Here is a 15,266-nt window from a genome sequence, read left to right as displayed (position 1 = left end):
TTCCATTGGCGGGTGCTATCGGCCCAGTGAACCACCGGCAGCACCAGCCGCTGCAGCGTGGCGGCCGCGCCGGCCACGGCAAGTGCTGCAAGCGAGCGGCGCGGAACCGTGTCGGCGAGAAAGGTGCGCGCCGACTGGAAGCTCGCTCATCTGGCCGATCTGCAGCACATCGTCGCCGCGCCCGTAGTCGAGTTCCTTGCGGCAGAACTCGTTAAAGGTCTCCTCGCGGTGCTTGGCCGTCTCGTCGAAGGTTTTCTTCAGATCGTCCGAGCCGCCCGTATAGGCATTGGTGATGACGAAACGCTCTTCGTCGAAACCCGCTTCGGGGCCGACACCGAAGACATGGCGATGGCGCGCCATGATCTGCCGCGCCAGAAGCACATGGGTAAGCGAGCGGCGCGCGCCGGCATGCGGTCCTGGGAACACATTGCTGAACGCCTCCGCGACCATGCCGACGACAGCGGGTACCTGGGTGACATTGGAAATCCAGATCGGCCGCAGCTGGTTGCGCAGGAACATCAGGAAGCAGGTCAGGCCGTAGAGGATCCAGCTCAGCCCGCGGCTGCGCTCGTCGGAATCGATCATGACCAGACCGAGGTGCAAGACTTCATAGGGCTTGCCGGCCAGCGAGATCTCCATCAGCGCCAGCGCGTTGAAGGCGATCGGCTGCCGGTCGCTGCGCCGGTAGACAATGGTGATGATGGAATGTTCCAGCCGGCTGCGGTCACCGGAAAACACACCGTAGGTCAGGCTGCCGACTTTCAGCGTCTTCGACGCCACCAGCCGCAGATCGCTGCTCAACTGCTCCAGCTCGGCCGCCTTCATCCAGCGCCCGGGCCGCTCCACGACACGCGTCTCGTAGTCGGCGGATACGCGCATGCGCACATCCATGAACCGACCCGGCAGCAGCTGCAGAACCGCCTTGAGCACTGTTTTCCCCCAGGGCAAGAACGCCGACCGTATAGTGGCCGTCATCTACCTAAGGCGTGGTAAACCCGAGATGACAAGTCTTGGTTGTGCTTAACAAGGTAAAGCTGCAATCGCCAGCCAGTGCGGCTCAGCTTTCTACAGCAACCAGATGGCCGTTGCCGACATCGTTCAGAGCCAGCTTCAGCGGCGCCTCGCCGATCCTGCGGGTGGCGCTCGGTATCTCCTGGTCGAGGCGCGCGAAGCGGCTTCTGCGCTGGGCCGGATCGGGCACCGGCACCGCTTCGATCAGCCGCCTCGTATAGGGATGGCGCGGGTTGGAAAACACCTGGTCGCGCGTGCCCATCTCGACGATCTGGCCGAGATACATGACGGCAACGCGGTCGGAAATGTTCTCGACCACCGCCATGTCGTGCGAGATGAAGAGATAGGCGACGCCGAATTCGCGCTGCAATTCCTTCAGCAAATCGAGCACACGCGCCTGCACCGAGACGTCGAGCGCGGAGACGCTTTCGTCAGCGATGATCAGTTTTGGTCGTAGCGCCAGCGCTCGGGCGATGCAGACGCGCTGGCGCTGGCCACCGGAGAATTCGTGCGGGTAAAGCTCCATCTGTTCGGCCGACAGGCCGACACGCTCGAACAGCGCCGCCACCCGTTCCCGGCGCTCGTCCTTGGAGGCGATGCCATGGATCACCAGCGGCTCGGCAACGAGGTCGCCGACGCGCATGCGCGGATCGAGCGAAGCGAAGGGATCCTGGAAAATCATCTGGACGTCACGGCGCACCGCCTTGCGCTCGTCGCGGCCAAGACCGGAGAGATTGCGCCCGCCAATGACGATGTCGCCGCTATACGGCGCCAGTCCGGCCAGCGCCTTGGCGGTCGTCGACTTGCCGCAGCCGGATTCGCCGACCAGAGCGAGCGTTTCGTTGGGCGCGATCGAGAAGCTGACGCCCTCGACGGCATGGACGCGGCGGGTGACCCGGCCAAAGATGCCGCCACGCAGATCGAAGCGGACATGCAGGTCGTTGACCTCGGCGACATTGGCCGGCTTCAAGACGTCAATCGCATCCCTGGATTTCTGTCGACCGACACCACTGCCGATGCGCGGCACGGCAGCCAGCAGTTCGCGCGTATAGTCGGCCTGCGGGCGGGCAAAAATATCCGATGTCGTGCCTTCTTCGACCATGCGGCCGTCGCGCATGACGATGACCCGGTCGGCCATTTCGGCAACCACGCCCATATCGTGGGTGATCAGGATGACGCTGGTGCCATGCTGGCGCTGCAGGTCGCGCAACAGCTCCAGCACTTCGCCTTGCACGGTGACGTCGAGCGCCGTCGTCGGCTCATCGGCGATCAGCACGTCGGGCTCGATCGCCAGCGCCATGGCGATCATCACCCGCTGGCGCATGCCGCCGGAGAGTTCGTGCGGAAACTGCTTTAGCCGGCTTTCCGCCTCCGAAATGCGCACCGCCTTCAACGCCTCGATCGCGCGCTGGCGGGCTTGCGCCGACGACAGGCTGGTATGCGCTTCGATGGATTCGGTCAGTTGCCGGCCGATCGACAGCACCGGATTGAGCGAGGTCATCGGCTCCTGGAAGATCATGGCGATGCGGTCGCCGCGAATGCGCCGCATCTGGCGTTCGTCGAGGGTTGCTAGGTCGGTGTCGCCCCGATTCCCATCCCGAAGACGGATCATGCCTGACGAAATGCGCGCCGCCGGCTGCGGCAAAAGCTGCATGATCGCCAGCGCGGTCATCGACTTGCCGGAGCCGGATTCGCCGGCAATGCAAAGCGTCTCGCCGCGCGCCAGCGTCAGCGACAGGTTGGAGACGACATTGCGCTCGCCGTCCTCGCCGCGCACGCTGACCGAGAGGTTGGCGATGGAGAGGACGGGGGTGTCGGCGAGGGTCATTGTGGGTGGAGCCCTGCGACGGATTGGTTCCGTCGCACCATTCGCACAAACCTTGGCGCTGACCCCCACCCGGACGTCCGGTCCGACCTCCCCACAAGGGGGAGGTAGGGTGGCAGCGCTTTACCCTCCCCCTTGTGGGGAGGGTCGCTGCGAAGCAGCGGGGTGGGGGTGCGGCGCCGACGTACCGTCATTCAAACACGCAACGCGGAAAATAGAACGACACCACCCAGTTCGGCATGTCGACGATCTCGCTGATGCGCAGGTCCCCGCACACCGAGGCCAGCATATAGGCCTCGACCGGATCGATCTGATACCACCCAGCAAGCAGATCGACCATCTGCGCCACCGCCTCCTTGGCGCCGGTCATCAGATCCGGCCCGATACCCGTCGTCACCTCATAGCCCTTGGCGTCGAGATGGCGCGTCACCGGACCGGCGGTGGTGAAGCGCGGCGTCTTCAGCCTGGCGTCCTTGACAAGGTCGAGCTTGAGCACGACGTCCATCGGGCTCTCGATCGCCGTGCCGCAGACCTCGCCATCGCCTTGTGCGGCGTGCGTATCGCCGACCGAGAACAGCGCGCCGGCCACCTCAACCGGCAGATAGAGCGTCGTGCCGGCAGCGAGATCGCGGATGTCGAGATTGCCGCCGACCCGCCGTGGCGGCACCACCGAGTGAAGCCCCATCTCAGCCGGCGCATTGCCGATGGTGCCTGCGAACGGCTTCAGTGGTACGCGCGCGTTTTTCCCGAACAGCGCCGGTTCGAGCGCGGCTGCATCGTATTTCCAGATGTTCAGCGCCGGTTCCGTGAAGTCGTCGGCGAGCAGGCCGAAACCCGGAATGTTCGCCGTCCAGCCGAAGCCGGACGGTTTGAACATCTCGATCGTCACCTTGAGCGCGTCACCCGGCTCGGCGCCCTCGACGAAGATCGGCCCGGTCACCGGGTTGACCCCGGCGAAGTCGAGCTTGGCGATTTCGGCAACCGTGCTGTCGGCGTCCAGCTGGCCGCCGGCGGCATCGAGGCACTGGAACTCGATGGTCGCGCCGGGCGCCACCCGCTCGGCCGGGACAAAGGAATTGTCCCAGCCGAAATGGTGGTGGCGCCCATGGATGGTGTAGTCGCAGTTATTGCACATCTTTTACGTACACATTGTCGTAGTTGATCGGGATATGGACCGGGTCGACATAGAGGTTGTCGGCGCCGCCCATGCGCGCGGATTTCATGGTGAAGCGCTGTTCGTTGAAGACCGGCGCCCAGGGCGCGTCTTCCATCACCTTGTCGTAGATGGCGCTCCACATCTTGTCGCGTTCGCCGGCCTTTGCCGGGTCGACCACCGAATCCGCCTCGGCCGCCTTGGCGTCGAGATCCTTGTTGCAATACCACGACCAGTTCCAGCCGCCGGGCACCGCGCCGGCGCAGCCGAGGATCGGGCCGTAGAAATTCGACGGATCGGGGAAGTCGGCGATCCAGGCCATGCCGCCCGACCAGATCATCGGCGCGCCGGCCTTGTCACCGCCGGCGGCGATGACATTGGCCTGCGCCAGCGACTGGATGCTGGCCTTGATGCCGATCGCCGCCAGGTCCTGCTGGATCGCTTGGGCAATGCGCGGGTTGGGATCGGTGTTCATGGCGAACAGCTGCGTGTCGAAACCATCGGCATGACCGGCCTCGGCCAGCAGCGCCTTGGCTTTGGCTACGTCATAGGGATAACCCTTGTAGTCCTTGTCGTAGCCCGGCATCGACGGCGGCAGCGGCTGGTTGGCCGGCACGGCGCGGCCGTTGATGATCTGGATGATGCGCGCCTTGTTGAGCGCCATGTTGACGGCCTGACGCACCTTAACATTGTCGAACGGCGCCATGGTGGTGTTCATGGTGACGTAGCCGGTGTGCAGCTGACCGCCTTCGACGACACGCGCCTTCTGCTCGGGATCGGCCATCACCTCCTGGAATTTTGCCGGCGGAATGCCGTCGCCGGGCACATCGATCTCGCCCTTCTGCAAGCGCAGCAGCGCCACGATCGGTTCCTGGCCGATCTCGAAGGTGATCTTGTCGAGATGCGGCAGGCCCTTGTGCCAGTAATCCGCATTGCGCTCGAAGACGATGCGTTGGCCGAGTGTCCACTCGGCGAGCTTGAAGGCGCCGGTGCCCACCGGATGCTTGCCGAAATCGGCGCCATATTTCTCGACCTCTTCCTTCGGCACGACATGGGCGAAATTGATGGCCATGACATGCAGGAAGGTGGCGTCGGGCCGGGTCAGCTCGAACTTCACCGTGTAGGGATCGACGACGGTGACGCCGGAAAGGCCTTCGGCCTTGCCGGCGGCGACATCGTCATAGCCCTTGATCGAGCCGAAGAAGCCGGCGCCGGGGCTCTGCGTCTTCGGATTGGTGACGCGGTCGAGCGAATATTTCACGTCGTCGGCCGTCATCTCGCGGCCATTGTGGAATTTCACGCCATGGCGCAGCTTGAAGGTAAAGGTCTGGCCGTCGGGCGAAATCTCGTAGCTTTCTGCCAGATCGGGCTTCAAATTGGTGGTGCCCGGCTCGTAATCCATCAGCCCATCGAACAGGCTCTTGATCATCGACCAGTTCTGCCAGTCATAGCCGATCGCCGGATCGAGGGTCGCAACATCGTCCTTGTAGGTGATGGTGATGGCGCCGCCTTGCTTGGCGTTGGGATCGACCGTGTCTTCGGCGCGGACGCTTGTCATGCCGAGCATGAGGGCCAAGGCCGATGCCGCGACTGTGGATGCGAGAAACTTTTTCATTGTTGCGTTCCCTTTCTCTGTTTCATTTTCATCTGAGCTTGATGCGGGGATCGATGAACGGCGCGATGATGTCGGCGAGCAGATTGCCGAGCACGATGGCGAAGGCCGACACCAGCGTGACGCCCATGATGATCGGAATGTCGACGCGCTGGATCGCCTGCCACGCCAGCTGACCGATGCCGGGCCAGCCGAACACGCTTTCGACGACGACGATGCCGCCCATGAAGATGCCAATGTCGATGCCGATCATGGCGATGACCGGGAGGATGGCATTCGGCAGTGCGTGGCGGAAAATAATGGCGCTGCGCGCCAGGCCCTTGGCCCGCGCCGTGCGGACATAATCCTGGCGCAGGACGTCTATCATCGACGAGCGCATCATGCGCGCATACCAGCCGGCGCCGAGTACGCCCATGGTCAACGACGGCAGCACCAGATGGCGCCATGTGCCGTAGCCGCCGATCGGAAACCAGCTTAGCCGCACGGCAAAGACGTAGAGCAGCAATAAGCCGACGACGAATTGCGGCGCCGAGACGCCGACGAAGGAGGCCACCATCAGGGTCTGGTCGGTGGCGGAGCCGCGCTTGACGGCGGCGATCAGCCCCATGCTTAGACCGATCAGCAACTCGCACAATATGGCGCCCACCATCAAAAGCAGGCTGGCCGGCAGCCGCGAGACGATGAGCTCGGTAACCTCCGAGCGCTGGATGTAGGAGCGGCCGAGATCGCCGCTGATTAGCTTCGTCAGGTAGTGCCAGTACTGGACGACGAAAGGCTGGTCCAGGCCGAGCTGCTGGCGGATGTTTTCCACGGTCTGCGGCGTAGCACTGCGGCCGGCGATCTGCCGCACCGGGTCGGCCGGCAAGAGGTAGAGCAGCGCAAAAGTGATCAGCGAGACGCCAAGCAGGATGAGCAGCGACTGGATCAGCCGGCGGCCGAGATAGGCGATCATGACCGGCCCCCCATTATTCCCGGCCCCTTTGCGTCGGATCGAGGATGTCGCGCAGCGCGTCGCCGATCAGATTGAAGGCCAGCGCCAACGCCAGGATTGCGGCGCCGGGGAAGAACACCAGCCAGGGCGCGGCCTGGAAATAGGTCTGGTTCTCGAAAATGATGTTGCCCCACGACGCGGTCGGCGGCTGCACACCGATGCCGAGGAAGGAAAGCGTCGCCTCGAGCAGAACCGTGGTCGAGATGCCGAGCGTGCCCCAGACGATGATGGTCGGCAGCAGATGCGGCAGGATGTGGCGAAATAGGATGCGCGGCGCACTCGCCCCGATGCTGCGCTCGGCATCGATGAACTCGCGTTCGGCCAGCGACGATGTCTCGGTGTAGATGACACGCGCCGTCTGCACCCAGTTGACCAGCGCGATGACCATGGCGACGATCCACAGGCTGGGCTGAAACACTGCCGCCAGGCAGATGGCGAGCAGCAGCGCCGGGAACGCCATCATCAGATCGGTGAAGCGCATCAGCGCGCTGCCGATCCAGCCGCGGAAATAGCCTGCGGTGACGCCCACCAAAGTGCCGATCAAAAGCGCCACGCCATTGGCGACGATGCCGATGATGAGCGAGGTGCGGGCGCCGTAGAGGATGCGGGTCAAGAGGTCACGTCCGAGCAGGTCGGTGCCGAGCCAGTACTGGGCGCTGGGCGGCAGCGGCGAGCCCTCGATGGTCAGGCCGTCGAACATCTGCTCGTTGGGGTCATAGCCGGTCAGCCGGGGCGCCAGCACAGCGCCGGCAATGACAATGGCGACGATGATCAGGCCGAGCAGCGCCAGGCGGCGTTTCACCAGCCGGCGCCAGACACCGGCGCGCGGCTTGACCGGCATGCGCACCGGTAGATCAGGCGCGATGGGACTGGTCATCGCCGCCTTCTTCCCCCGTTGCTTCCTCGCTTGTCATTGCCACGATGCGACGCGCGGCATCCTCGACGCTGATCTGCCAGCTCATCGCCAGCGATCGCAGTTGTGCATAGGCACGCTCGTCATCGCTGCCTTTCGACAGCGCCGTCACCGCGCGCACAATGGTCTGGCGCTCGGCGACGCGCTGGCGCAGCGACGCTATCTCGCCGGCTAAATGTTTTCGGGCCTCGAAACTCTGTCTCGCGATCAACAGAGCGCTGTAGACGCCGGCATTGCCGACCGGCTTCAGCAGCTGCGCATCGGCCTTGTGCGACAGCGCCCATTCGATACGCCCCGGCGCCTCGGAACCGATCAGCGCCACCAGCGGCATCGGCGCCTCGCCCGGCTTCCACGGGAATTGCTCGTCGAAACCGAGATCGGCATCGAAGAAGACGAAATCGGCGGCGAGAGCTTCCGGCGGCAATTCCGGCCAGCAGTCGATCGTAGCCAGGCCGATGGCCGACAATTGCCTGGTGATTGCCTGCACCGTCGGATGCGGGCGATGCAGGATGAAAGCCCGCGAGCCGCCGAGATTGGGGATGCGCGTCCGGGTCATGACACCACCCTCAGGCGCGGACGGCCGAATGTCTTGGCGGGGTCGTAGCGCGACAGATAAGGATCCGGCGCGACCTCATCCTCCTGGCTGACGACCTCGAAGAAGCCATCGGCGATCCGGCCGATGATCACCGGCAGCGTCGCGTGCTGGGAGTGGGCGTCGATGGCGATCGGCCCGAGCCGGGTGGAGAAGCGCCGCTCGGCGAAGGCTTTGGAAAATTCCGCCGGGCCGGCATCAGTGTCGCGCGACAGCACGTCGGCCATCACCTGCACCGAGGCATAGGCGGAGGCCTCGAAGGACGAAGCGAAGGCAGCCGGCCGGGGCGCGAAATAGGGCCCGACCGACAGATGCCCTTTCCCTGTCTCGCCGATCGCCGGCAACTCGCCTTCCGTGAGGTTGCAGGAGATGACGGGGCAGTTTTCCGGCCTGAATGCCGCATCCTCATCGCCCAACTCGCGGTAAGCCGCCAGGAAGGCATACGACGAGGTGCCGATCAGATTGTTGAGGATGAAGCTCGGCCTCGTCGCCCGGATTTCCGCGATCAACCGCGACACGTCGGTCTCGCCGATGCGCAGATAGCGCTCGCCCAGCACTTTGCCGCCGGCATCCGCGATCAGGTCGCGCGCCACGCGGTTCATCTCCCAGCCCCAAATGTAGTTCGAGCCGAGCAGGAAGCCGTTGGCGCCGAAACGCGGCACGACATGCGCCATCAGCGGAACCAGATGCTGGTTGGGGCAGGCGTGCATGTAGACGACATGCTCGTTGGCCTCGAACCCTTCATAGGGGCAGGCATACCAGAGCATGCCGCCGGCCTTCTCCAGCACCGGGATGGTTTCCTTGCGGCTCCACGAGGTGACGCAACCGACGACATGGCGCGCGCTGCTGGTCCTGAAAATGTCCTCGCACAAAGTCGCGTAGCGATCGGCATTACTTTGCGGATCGCGCTCGACCGGAACCAGTTCGATGCCATAGCTCCGATCGGCATTGATGTCGGCGATGGCGCGCATGGCGCCCATCCGGCACGCATCGGAGACCAACTGGTAGCTGCCCGAGCGGGAATACAGGATGCCGATCTCGATACGCCGTTTCAAACCGATCCTCAGAAATGACAATGCCCCGCAGCCAGCGCCGGAGGGCGAGGCATACGAGGCATATTTGCCGCCCGGCGACCAAGGCCGGTATTTTGCGCTAGCGTATTCGGTCCGGCGGGTCAGTCAAGCGGGAAAGTACGTGGTCATGGGATCGGCCTTGTCCGGCTGCTTCTAGTTCCGCAGCGTGAACATCAAAGGCGCCACGACAGCCGTACCGGCCTTCTCAGGCGGTGGCGCGGGCACCGTCGCACCCTGCAGAATGCCGAGCGCGGCGCGATCGAGATCGGCGTCCCCCGAAGATCGTGTCAGCCGGACGGAGGTCACCTTGCCCGAAGCGCTGACGACGAAGGTCACATTTGCGGTACCCACGGCGCGCCGCGACCTTGCCGCGCTCGGGTAGCGCTTGTGCCGATTGATCCATCCGATCAGCTGGGAGTTCCATTTGCTTGCACTGACTGATGATCCACTCGATTGCGAAGCCTTCGGCGCCGACGCCTTCGCCGCTGCCTTTTGATCGACACTGGCGGTCACCACCGCTTTCGCCGGCGCGGCCTTTTCCTTCTTCTCTTTCGGTTTCGGCTTGGGTTTTTCGGCAGCCTTCTTCGCCTTCTCGATCGGCTTGGCCTCCACCGGCTTGGTCTCCACCGGCTTGGTCTGGGGCGGCGGAATGACCACATCCGGCGCTATGGTCGGGACGATGTCGGGCACCACCTCATCCAGCGGCGGCGATTGATCGGGCTGCTCGGCCGCTGCCGTCTCGATCGGAGCGGTCTTATCGAGTTGAGCCGCTTCCCTCTTCTCGGTGACCGGCTCCGGCTTACCGGGCTCGGGCTCTACGACGGGCTTCAGTTCGGCAACCGCCTCCTCGATCTGGTTCGGCGGCTCGGGCGTCACCACGTCGGCCGCTGAGTCCACCCGCACCGCCGGCGCCACCATCATCGGCGACAGCTCGATAGCCACAGCCGGCGGCGGGCCGCCATCGGCCATGTTGGCCAGGCTGAAGCTCTGCACGGCATAGGCGATTGCGACATGCGCGCCGACAATGACAATGGCCGCAGCCGCCCACAAACCGATCTCGCGCGCGCCGGCGCGCGGCGGGTCGGCGGTGGGAACGGCCGCGGCCAGTTGCGTCATGGGGCGGCGCCCGGGTGCGGCGCGGATGCGTCCGCCGGCACCGTCTCCAGCCCCACCAGCGCGATCTTCAGATAACCAGCGCCGCGCAGCAGGTTCATCACCTCCATCAGCTCGCCATAACCGACCGCCTTGTCGGCACGCAGGAAGATGCGGGTCTGCTTGTCGCCCTTGGTTCTGCCGTCGAGCACCGCGGCGAAAGCCTGGCGCGGCACGCTGTCATTGCCGATCGCGAGCGTCAGATCGTCCTTCAGGGTCAGGAACAGCGGCGTTTCCGGCCGGGGTGCTGGCGTCGCCGTCGAACCCGGCAGATCGACATTGACGTCGACTGTCGCCAAGGGTGCAGCGACCATGAAGATGATCAGCAGCACCAGGATGACATCGATGAACGGGGTGACATTGATCTCGTGGTTTTCCTCGAGATCGCCATCGATAGCCTCGCGAATTCTAGCCGCCATAGCCCATCACTCCGCCGCCAGCGCGGGCGCCTGCGGCACCGTGCGGAAATCGAGATCGCGGCTGACCAGCCGCTCGACCCCGGCCGAGGCATCGGCAAGGAGCTGCCGGTAGCCGGCTATCGACCGCGCAAAGACGTTGTAGATGACCACCGCGGGAATGGCCGCGACCAGGCCCATCGCCGTGGCGAGCAGCGCCTCGGCGATGCCGGGCGCGACGACCGCGAGGTTGGTGGTCTGCGCCTGCGAGATGCCGATGAAGGCGTTCATGATGCCCCAGACGGTGCCGAACAAGCCCACGAAGGGCGCCGTCGAGCCGATCGTCGCCAGCACGCCGGTGCCGCGCGACATGCGCCGCGCCGCCGCCGCTTCGATGCGCGACAGGCGCGACGTCACGCGTTCCTTCAGCCCGTCGCCGGTGACATGGCCGAGCGCACCGGCCGAAAGGGCAGTCTCTTCCTCGGCCGCCCGCACCAAAAGCGCACCGGGGCCGCCACTGTTGCCAAGCGCGCGCCCGGCCTGGCGCAGCGTGGCGGCATTGCCGATGGCGCGCGCAGCGCGACGGGCGCCGAGCTTGCCGAAGAGAATCTCCAGCGATTTGGCCAGCCACACCGTCCAGGTGACCAGCGAGGCGAAGGCCAACCCGATCATCACCGCCTTGACGATGATGTCGGCGGCCATGAACATGCCCCAGGGCGACAGATCGTGCGGCAGCGTCAGCGATATTGCCGAAGGCTCGGCCTGCGCGGATGCACCGGGCTGGGTTGCCGGCTGTGGCGCGGTCGGCGCCGCCTGCCCGGCAGTTGGCGAAGCCGGCGCGACAGGCGCAGCCGGTGCGGGCCGTTCGACTGCGACCGGGGAAGGCTGGGCCGCCGACCGGGCAGCTGCAGCGGGTTCCGTCGTCACCCTGGGCTGCGTGTTTGGCTGCTCTTGCGCAGCAGCGCTGCCGGCCGACAGCATGACCGCGGCCAGCGCCGCCAACAAACCATTTCTGGACACGCTTCTTCCTCGCTTCGTCATTGCACGTACGATCGGCTGGTCGGTGACGGAATGTCGACCCCGGAAATCCAGCCACTGGTTCTGGCTTCTCTCAAACGCGGCACAGCCGCTGGAAACAATTCAGGCGGCCGAGTGCCCTGCTTGACTATAAAACATGAGTTTACTAGTCAACAAACAAGATGGCTTTTTTGGCCAACGATTATCGGCGCGATGTCTCAGCGGCACATCGTCCTGGCGTCGGTCTACCTGGTGTCGTCGCACTGAGGGATGGACGGCCGCAGGGTTGCTGGGCCACGATACCGGGCAGCAATTGAGGCAGGCTGCGATGATCAAGGCGATACCGTTCGATTTCCCCTATGACGGCCGGCTGGTGCCGGCAAACACCGCGTTGCTGGTCATCGACCTGCAGGAGGATTTCCTCTCGCCGACCGGCTATTTCGCCAGGAAGGGTTATGACCCCGCGCCGCTGCGCGCCATCCTGCCGACAGTCAACCGACTGATATCAGCGGCACGCGCGGCCGGCCTCACCATCATTCACACCAGGCAGGGATATCGCGGCGACATGGCCGACATGACGCCGTACGAGAGATGGCGCCGCAAGCGGGCGGGTCTCGAAGGCACCGACGTGCTGCTGCGCTCCGGCCCCGGCTTTCAGATCGTCGCCGACATCGACGTCGCGCCGCACGACATCATCGTCGACAAGACCTGCAACAGCGCCTTCACCTACACCGACCTGGAACTTGTGCTGCGCGCACGCGGCATCACCCATCTGATCTTTTCCGGCTGCACGACCGATGTCTGCGTGCACACGACGCTGCGCGAGGCCTGCGACCGCAATTTCCAGTGCCTGACCATCGCCGATGCCTGCGCCAGCGGCGACCAATACGCGCATGACGCGGCGCTGCATATGGTGACGGTGGAGGACGGGGTATTTGGTACGCTGACGGAATCTGACGCGGTGTTGGAGGCGCTGGCAGTGCTGAGTGGTGATTAGACGCTGGCGGGACAGCACCCCTCTGCCCTGCCGGGCATCCCCCGCAAGGAGGGCGATCAGACATCACGTCGGCTTTCGCCAATTACCAACGTTGAGAGCCGGCGCTCAAGCTGCCAATCTTCCCCTTTGAGGGGGAGATGTCCGGCAGGACAGAGGGGGGTGCTGTCCCCGCCGGCGTTCCCGATCGCGATCTCGCTACCCAGCTGCGTGAATATCCGACCCGCCCCGCGAGGCAAACGCGCCGGGCTGCGGCACCTCCGCCTCACGGCGTGCCAGCGAATTACGCAAGAGCGCGATCGTCTCGCGGCCGACGCCGGCGATCTCGCGCGGCCTGTCGACGCCAACGATCATGAACTCGCTGATGCCCAGCGCCGCATAGGACAGCAGCGACAGGGCGATCTGCGCCGGTGGTCCGGAAAGTTCGACCGCCTTGTGTCCGACGGTAGAGGCGCCACCCTCCGAGCGGACCCGGACCGGAAGCGCAAAACGCAGCTTGCCGGCGCGGCCATGCTCGGCGGCGGCGCTGCGCGCCCGTTCCATCAGCTGGCGGATCTCGTCGGGCGAACCAGGCGCCAGCTCGAAGACGTCGGCATGGCGGCCGGCGACCTTCAGCGCCGTGCCGGACTGGCCACCCATGCGGATGGTGATATCGACGCCATGCGGCCCCTTGCGCGGCACATAGCCACCCTTGATGCTGTAGAACGCACCTTCATGGTCGAAGGGCCGGTCGTTCGACCACAGCCGCTTCAGCAGCACCAGATATTCGTCGATGCGCTGCCAGACCACGGTGTGGCCGACCGGACGCGTCTCGGCATCGTCGTCATCCAGCGGCTCGCTCAGCATCCTCAGCGCCAGCCGGCCGCCGCTCCTGGCGTCGAGCGCCGCCAGTTGCCGCGCCGCAACCGCAGGCGCGATCACGCCGGCCCAGTGCGTCAGCACCACTTCCAGCGACGAGGTGCGGTCCAGCGCCTGGGCGGCGATGTCCATATTGGTCAACAGCCCGGCCGGGTCGTCGACGACGATGTTCTGGAAGCCGGAATCCTCGATCAGCGACAGCTTTGTCGCCGTCTCGACGAAATCATAGAAGAACGGAACGGCCGAACCGGCGTCGGCGGCATGCGTTTTACCGGGAACATGCGTGAACTCGATCGGCATTGCCATCTCCTCCATCACGTTGGATGTATGTCGCCCAAAAGTGGCCCCGGTTTTTGAGACGACGACATGCGTAAAAACAAGCGGTCAGCGCCAAAGCGCATCCGCATTCGGTTCATCAACTCCGGTCACTCACTGAAAGCGATAGGTCGCCACCCTTCGGCCTGAACGGGTCAGGGAATCAAGCCGAGCACGACTGCCCCGGTGAACACGAACGCAAGGGCAAAGACGAGATAGGCGAAGGCGCCGGCATAGGCCGGGCGGAAAGCCTGGCTATTGGCCAGCCTCTGGCTGGTGCGGTCCGTCTCGGCGTTCTGGATATAGGACATATCGACCTCCGTCTTGCGGATTAATCTATAAAATCAGTAGACTTTGTCGAGTGCTATTTTTTGGCGATATGTAGAACGATTTTCTCAGTATGCCTTATTATTTGGTTTTGGATTGCTGGGGGACCCCTGCTGGCGACAAGCGAGCGACAAGCTTGGCCGACGTCTGCATAGGCGATAGCATCGCCATTCCGGCATAAATGCGGATCATTTCGATCGGGAACGGGAACAGAACATGGGTACAAGACTAGCCGGCAAGATTGCAATCATCTCGGGCGGCGCGACCGGAATGGGCGGAGCGGCCTCGGAATTGTTCGCCGCCGAAGGCGCCAAGGTGGCGATCATCGACCGCAATGGCGAGGCGGCGGCAGCCACTGCGGCGGCGATACGCGCGCGGGGACATATCGCCGAACACTGGGTGGCCGACGTCTCGGACGAGGCGCAGGTCGAGGCCGCAGTGAAGGCGGCGACTGCCAGGCTCGGCCCGGCCACGGTGTTGTTCAACCATGCCGGCACTATCGTGATAAAGCCGTTCCTGGAGACGACAGTGCAGGAATGGGACTGGCTGCATGCGGTCAATGTCCGCTCGATGTTCCTGATGACGCGCGCCGTGTTGCCGGGCATGATCGCTGCCGGTGGCGGTTCGATCGTCTGCACCTCGTCGATCTCGGCTGTGGCGGCCACACCCATGGAGGTGCTCTACGACACCACCAAGGGCGCCTGCCACATGTTCGCGCGCGCCATCGCAGTCGAATTCCGCGACCGCAACATACGCTGCAACGCCGTCTGTCCCGGCTTCATCCGCACGCCGCACGGCCTGCGCGAGGTCGCCGATCTCGGCAAGCTCGGCGTCGACGTGTCGGACGCCGCATTGGCCGCACAGCAGGGCCGCATCGGTGAGCCGGAGGAAGTGGCCAAGGCAGCGCTGTACCTCGCCAGCGATGAGTCCAGCTTCGTCAATGGCACGCATCTGTTTGTCGATAATGGTTTTACGGCGATGTGAGTATCCCAGGCTTGGCGCCCTTCCTCTCCCCCGTCGATCGGGGGAGAGGAAGGG

Annotated in this window: 15 protein-coding genes; 2 read left to right on the top strand and 13 right to left on the bottom strand. The window is 64.6% G+C overall.

The annotated features are described in order from the left end of the window. Window positions 1-15: 15 nt before the first annotated feature. From NKH22_RS30675 to exbB, 11 genes are all read right to left on the bottom strand, one after another. Window positions 16-930 (bottom strand): hypothetical protein, encoded by a 915-nt coding sequence (locus tag NKH22_RS30675; protein WP_352912309.1) that lies wholly within the window; start codon window positions 928-930, stop codon window positions 16-18. A 127-nt stretch (window positions 931-1,057) separates the two neighbouring features. Then, window positions 1,058-2,839, bottom strand: coding sequence for an ABC transporter ATP-binding protein (locus NKH22_RS30670; RefSeq protein WP_352912307.1), 1,782 nt, complete (start codon window positions 2,837-2,839; stop codon window positions 1,058-1,060). 187 nt (window positions 2,840-3,026) lie between these two features. Further along, window positions 3,027-3,971: an acetamidase/formamidase family protein gene (locus NKH22_RS30665; protein WP_352912305.1), complete on the bottom strand. Its 945-nt coding sequence runs from the start codon at window positions 3,969-3,971 to the stop codon at window positions 3,027-3,029. Beyond that, the gene (locus tag NKH22_RS30660) at window positions 3,961-5,556 is read right to left on the bottom strand and encodes an ABC transporter substrate-binding protein (protein ID WP_460221783.1); all 1,596 of its coding nucleotides are present in this window, start codon (window positions 5,554-5,556) and stop codon (window positions 3,961-3,963) included. The genes NKH22_RS30665 and NKH22_RS30660 overlap by 11 nt, the downstream gene beginning before the upstream one ends. A gap of 76 nt (window positions 5,557-5,632) precedes the next feature. Further along, the gene (locus tag NKH22_RS30655) at window positions 5,633-6,553 is read right to left on the bottom strand and encodes an ABC transporter permease (RefSeq protein WP_023668591.1); all 921 of its coding nucleotides are present in this window, start codon (window positions 6,551-6,553) and stop codon (window positions 5,633-5,635) included. A 13-nt stretch (window positions 6,554-6,566) separates the two neighbouring features. After that, complete coding sequence (locus NKH22_RS30650; protein WP_023821985.1) at window positions 6,567-7,469, bottom strand: ABC transporter permease; 903 nt, start codon at window positions 7,467-7,469, stop codon at window positions 6,567-6,569. Beyond that, entirely contained in the window at window positions 7,447-8,061 is a 615-nt protein-coding gene (locus NKH22_RS30645) for an ANTAR domain-containing response regulator (RefSeq protein ID WP_023821984.1), read from the bottom strand. Before NKH22_RS30645 ends, NKH22_RS30650 begins: the two co-directional genes overlap by 23 nt. Beyond that, window positions 8,058-9,152, bottom strand: coding sequence for a transporter substrate-binding protein (locus NKH22_RS30640; RefSeq protein WP_023688822.1), 1,095 nt, complete (start codon window positions 9,150-9,152; stop codon window positions 8,058-8,060). Before NKH22_RS30640 ends, NKH22_RS30645 begins: the two co-directional genes overlap by 4 nt. Before the next feature lie 171 nt (window positions 9,153-9,323). Beyond that, on the bottom strand, window positions 9,324-10,286 hold the full coding sequence (locus NKH22_RS30635) for an energy transducer TonB (RefSeq protein ID WP_352912302.1): 963 nt from the start codon (window positions 10,284-10,286) through the stop codon (window positions 9,324-9,326). Then, complete coding sequence (exbD, locus tag NKH22_RS30630) at window positions 10,283-10,741, bottom strand: TonB system transport protein ExbD (protein ID WP_023821982.1); 459 nt, start codon at window positions 10,739-10,741, stop codon at window positions 10,283-10,285. Before exbD ends, NKH22_RS30635 begins: the two co-directional genes overlap by 4 nt. A gap of 6 nt (window positions 10,742-10,747) precedes the next feature. Further along, on the bottom strand, window positions 10,748-11,737 hold the full coding sequence (gene exbB, locus NKH22_RS30625) for a tonB-system energizer ExbB (protein ID WP_023687757.1): 990 nt from the start codon (window positions 11,735-11,737) through the stop codon (window positions 10,748-10,750). Window positions 11,738-12,062: 325 nt separating this feature from the next. On the opposite strand from exbB, the gene NKH22_RS30620 reads away from it, so the two are divergent. Further along, a complete protein-coding gene (locus NKH22_RS30620; RefSeq protein WP_023686098.1) occupies window positions 12,063-12,731 on the top strand; it encodes a cysteine hydrolase family protein in 669 nt (222 codons plus the stop codon). Window positions 12,732-12,926: 195 nt separating this feature from the next. On the opposite strand, the gene NKH22_RS30615 is transcribed toward NKH22_RS30620, so the two are convergent. Continuing rightward, window positions 12,927-13,886, bottom strand: coding sequence for an LLM class flavin-dependent oxidoreductase (locus NKH22_RS30615; RefSeq protein ID WP_023732922.1), 960 nt, complete (start codon window positions 13,884-13,886; stop codon window positions 12,927-12,929). 170 nt (window positions 13,887-14,056) lie between these two features. Further along, the gene (locus NKH22_RS30610) at window positions 14,057-14,212 is read right to left on the bottom strand and encodes a hypothetical protein (RefSeq protein ID WP_023670454.1); all 156 of its coding nucleotides are present in this window, start codon (window positions 14,210-14,212) and stop codon (window positions 14,057-14,059) included. A 232-nt stretch (window positions 14,213-14,444) separates the two neighbouring features. Here NKH22_RS30610 and NKH22_RS30605 point away from each other — a divergent pair, with 232 nt between their 5' ends. Continuing rightward, window positions 14,445-15,212, top strand: coding sequence for an SDR family NAD(P)-dependent oxidoreductase (locus NKH22_RS30605; protein WP_023686096.1), 768 nt, complete (start codon window positions 14,445-14,447; stop codon window positions 15,210-15,212). The last annotated feature ends 54 nt before the right edge of the window (window positions 15,213-15,266 follow it).

Source organism: Mesorhizobium sp. M1252 (genome assembly GCF_040318265.1).
In the GTDB taxonomy this organism is placed as follows: domain Bacteria; phylum Pseudomonadota; class Alphaproteobacteria; order Rhizobiales; family Rhizobiaceae; genus Mesorhizobium.
Note: the sequence above shows the minus strand (reverse complement) of the source record. Positions and strands in the feature narration are given on the sequence as shown.

Coding starts and splice junctions, on each gene's coding strand:
- NKH22_RS30655 (WP_023668591.1), bottom strand. CDS start 6,553: ATGATCGCCTATCTCGGCCGCCGGCTGATCCAGTCGCTGCTCATCCTG.
- NKH22_RS30670 (WP_352912307.1), bottom strand. CDS start 2,839: ATGACCCTCGCCGACACCCCCGTCCTCTCCATCGCCAACCTCTCGGTC.
- NKH22_RS30635 (WP_352912302.1), bottom strand. CDS start 10,286: ATGACGCAACTGGCCGCGGCCGTTCCCACCGCCGACCCGCCGCGCGCC.
- NKH22_RS30660 (WP_460221783.1), bottom strand. CDS start 5,556: ATGCTCGGCATGACAAGCGTCCGCGCCGAAGACACGGTCGATCCCAAC.
- NKH22_RS30620 (WP_023686098.1), top strand. CDS start 12,063: ATGATCAAGGCGATACCGTTCGATTTCCCCTATGACGGCCGGCTGGTG.
- exbD (WP_023821982.1), bottom strand. CDS start 10,741: ATGGCGGCTAGAATTCGCGAGGCTATCGATGGCGATCTCGAGGAAAAC.
- NKH22_RS30645 (WP_023821984.1), bottom strand. CDS start 8,061: ATGACCCGGACGCGCATCCCCAATCTCGGCGGCTCGCGGGCTTTCATC.
- NKH22_RS30610 (WP_023670454.1), bottom strand. CDS start 14,212: ATGTCCTATATCCAGAACGCCGAGACGGACCGCACCAGCCAGAGGCTG.
- NKH22_RS30605 (WP_023686096.1), top strand. CDS start 14,445: ATGGGTACAAGACTAGCCGGCAAGATTGCAATCATCTCGGGCGGCGCG.
- NKH22_RS30615 (WP_023732922.1), bottom strand. CDS start 13,886: ATGCCGATCGAGTTCACGCATGTTCCCGGTAAAACGCATGCCGCCGAC.
- NKH22_RS30650 (WP_023821985.1), bottom strand. CDS start 7,469: ATGACCAGTCCCATCGCGCCTGATCTACCGGTGCGCATGCCGGTCAAG.
- NKH22_RS30665 (WP_352912305.1), bottom strand. CDS start 3,971: ATGTGCAATAACTGCGACTACACCATCCATGGGCGCCACCACCATTTC.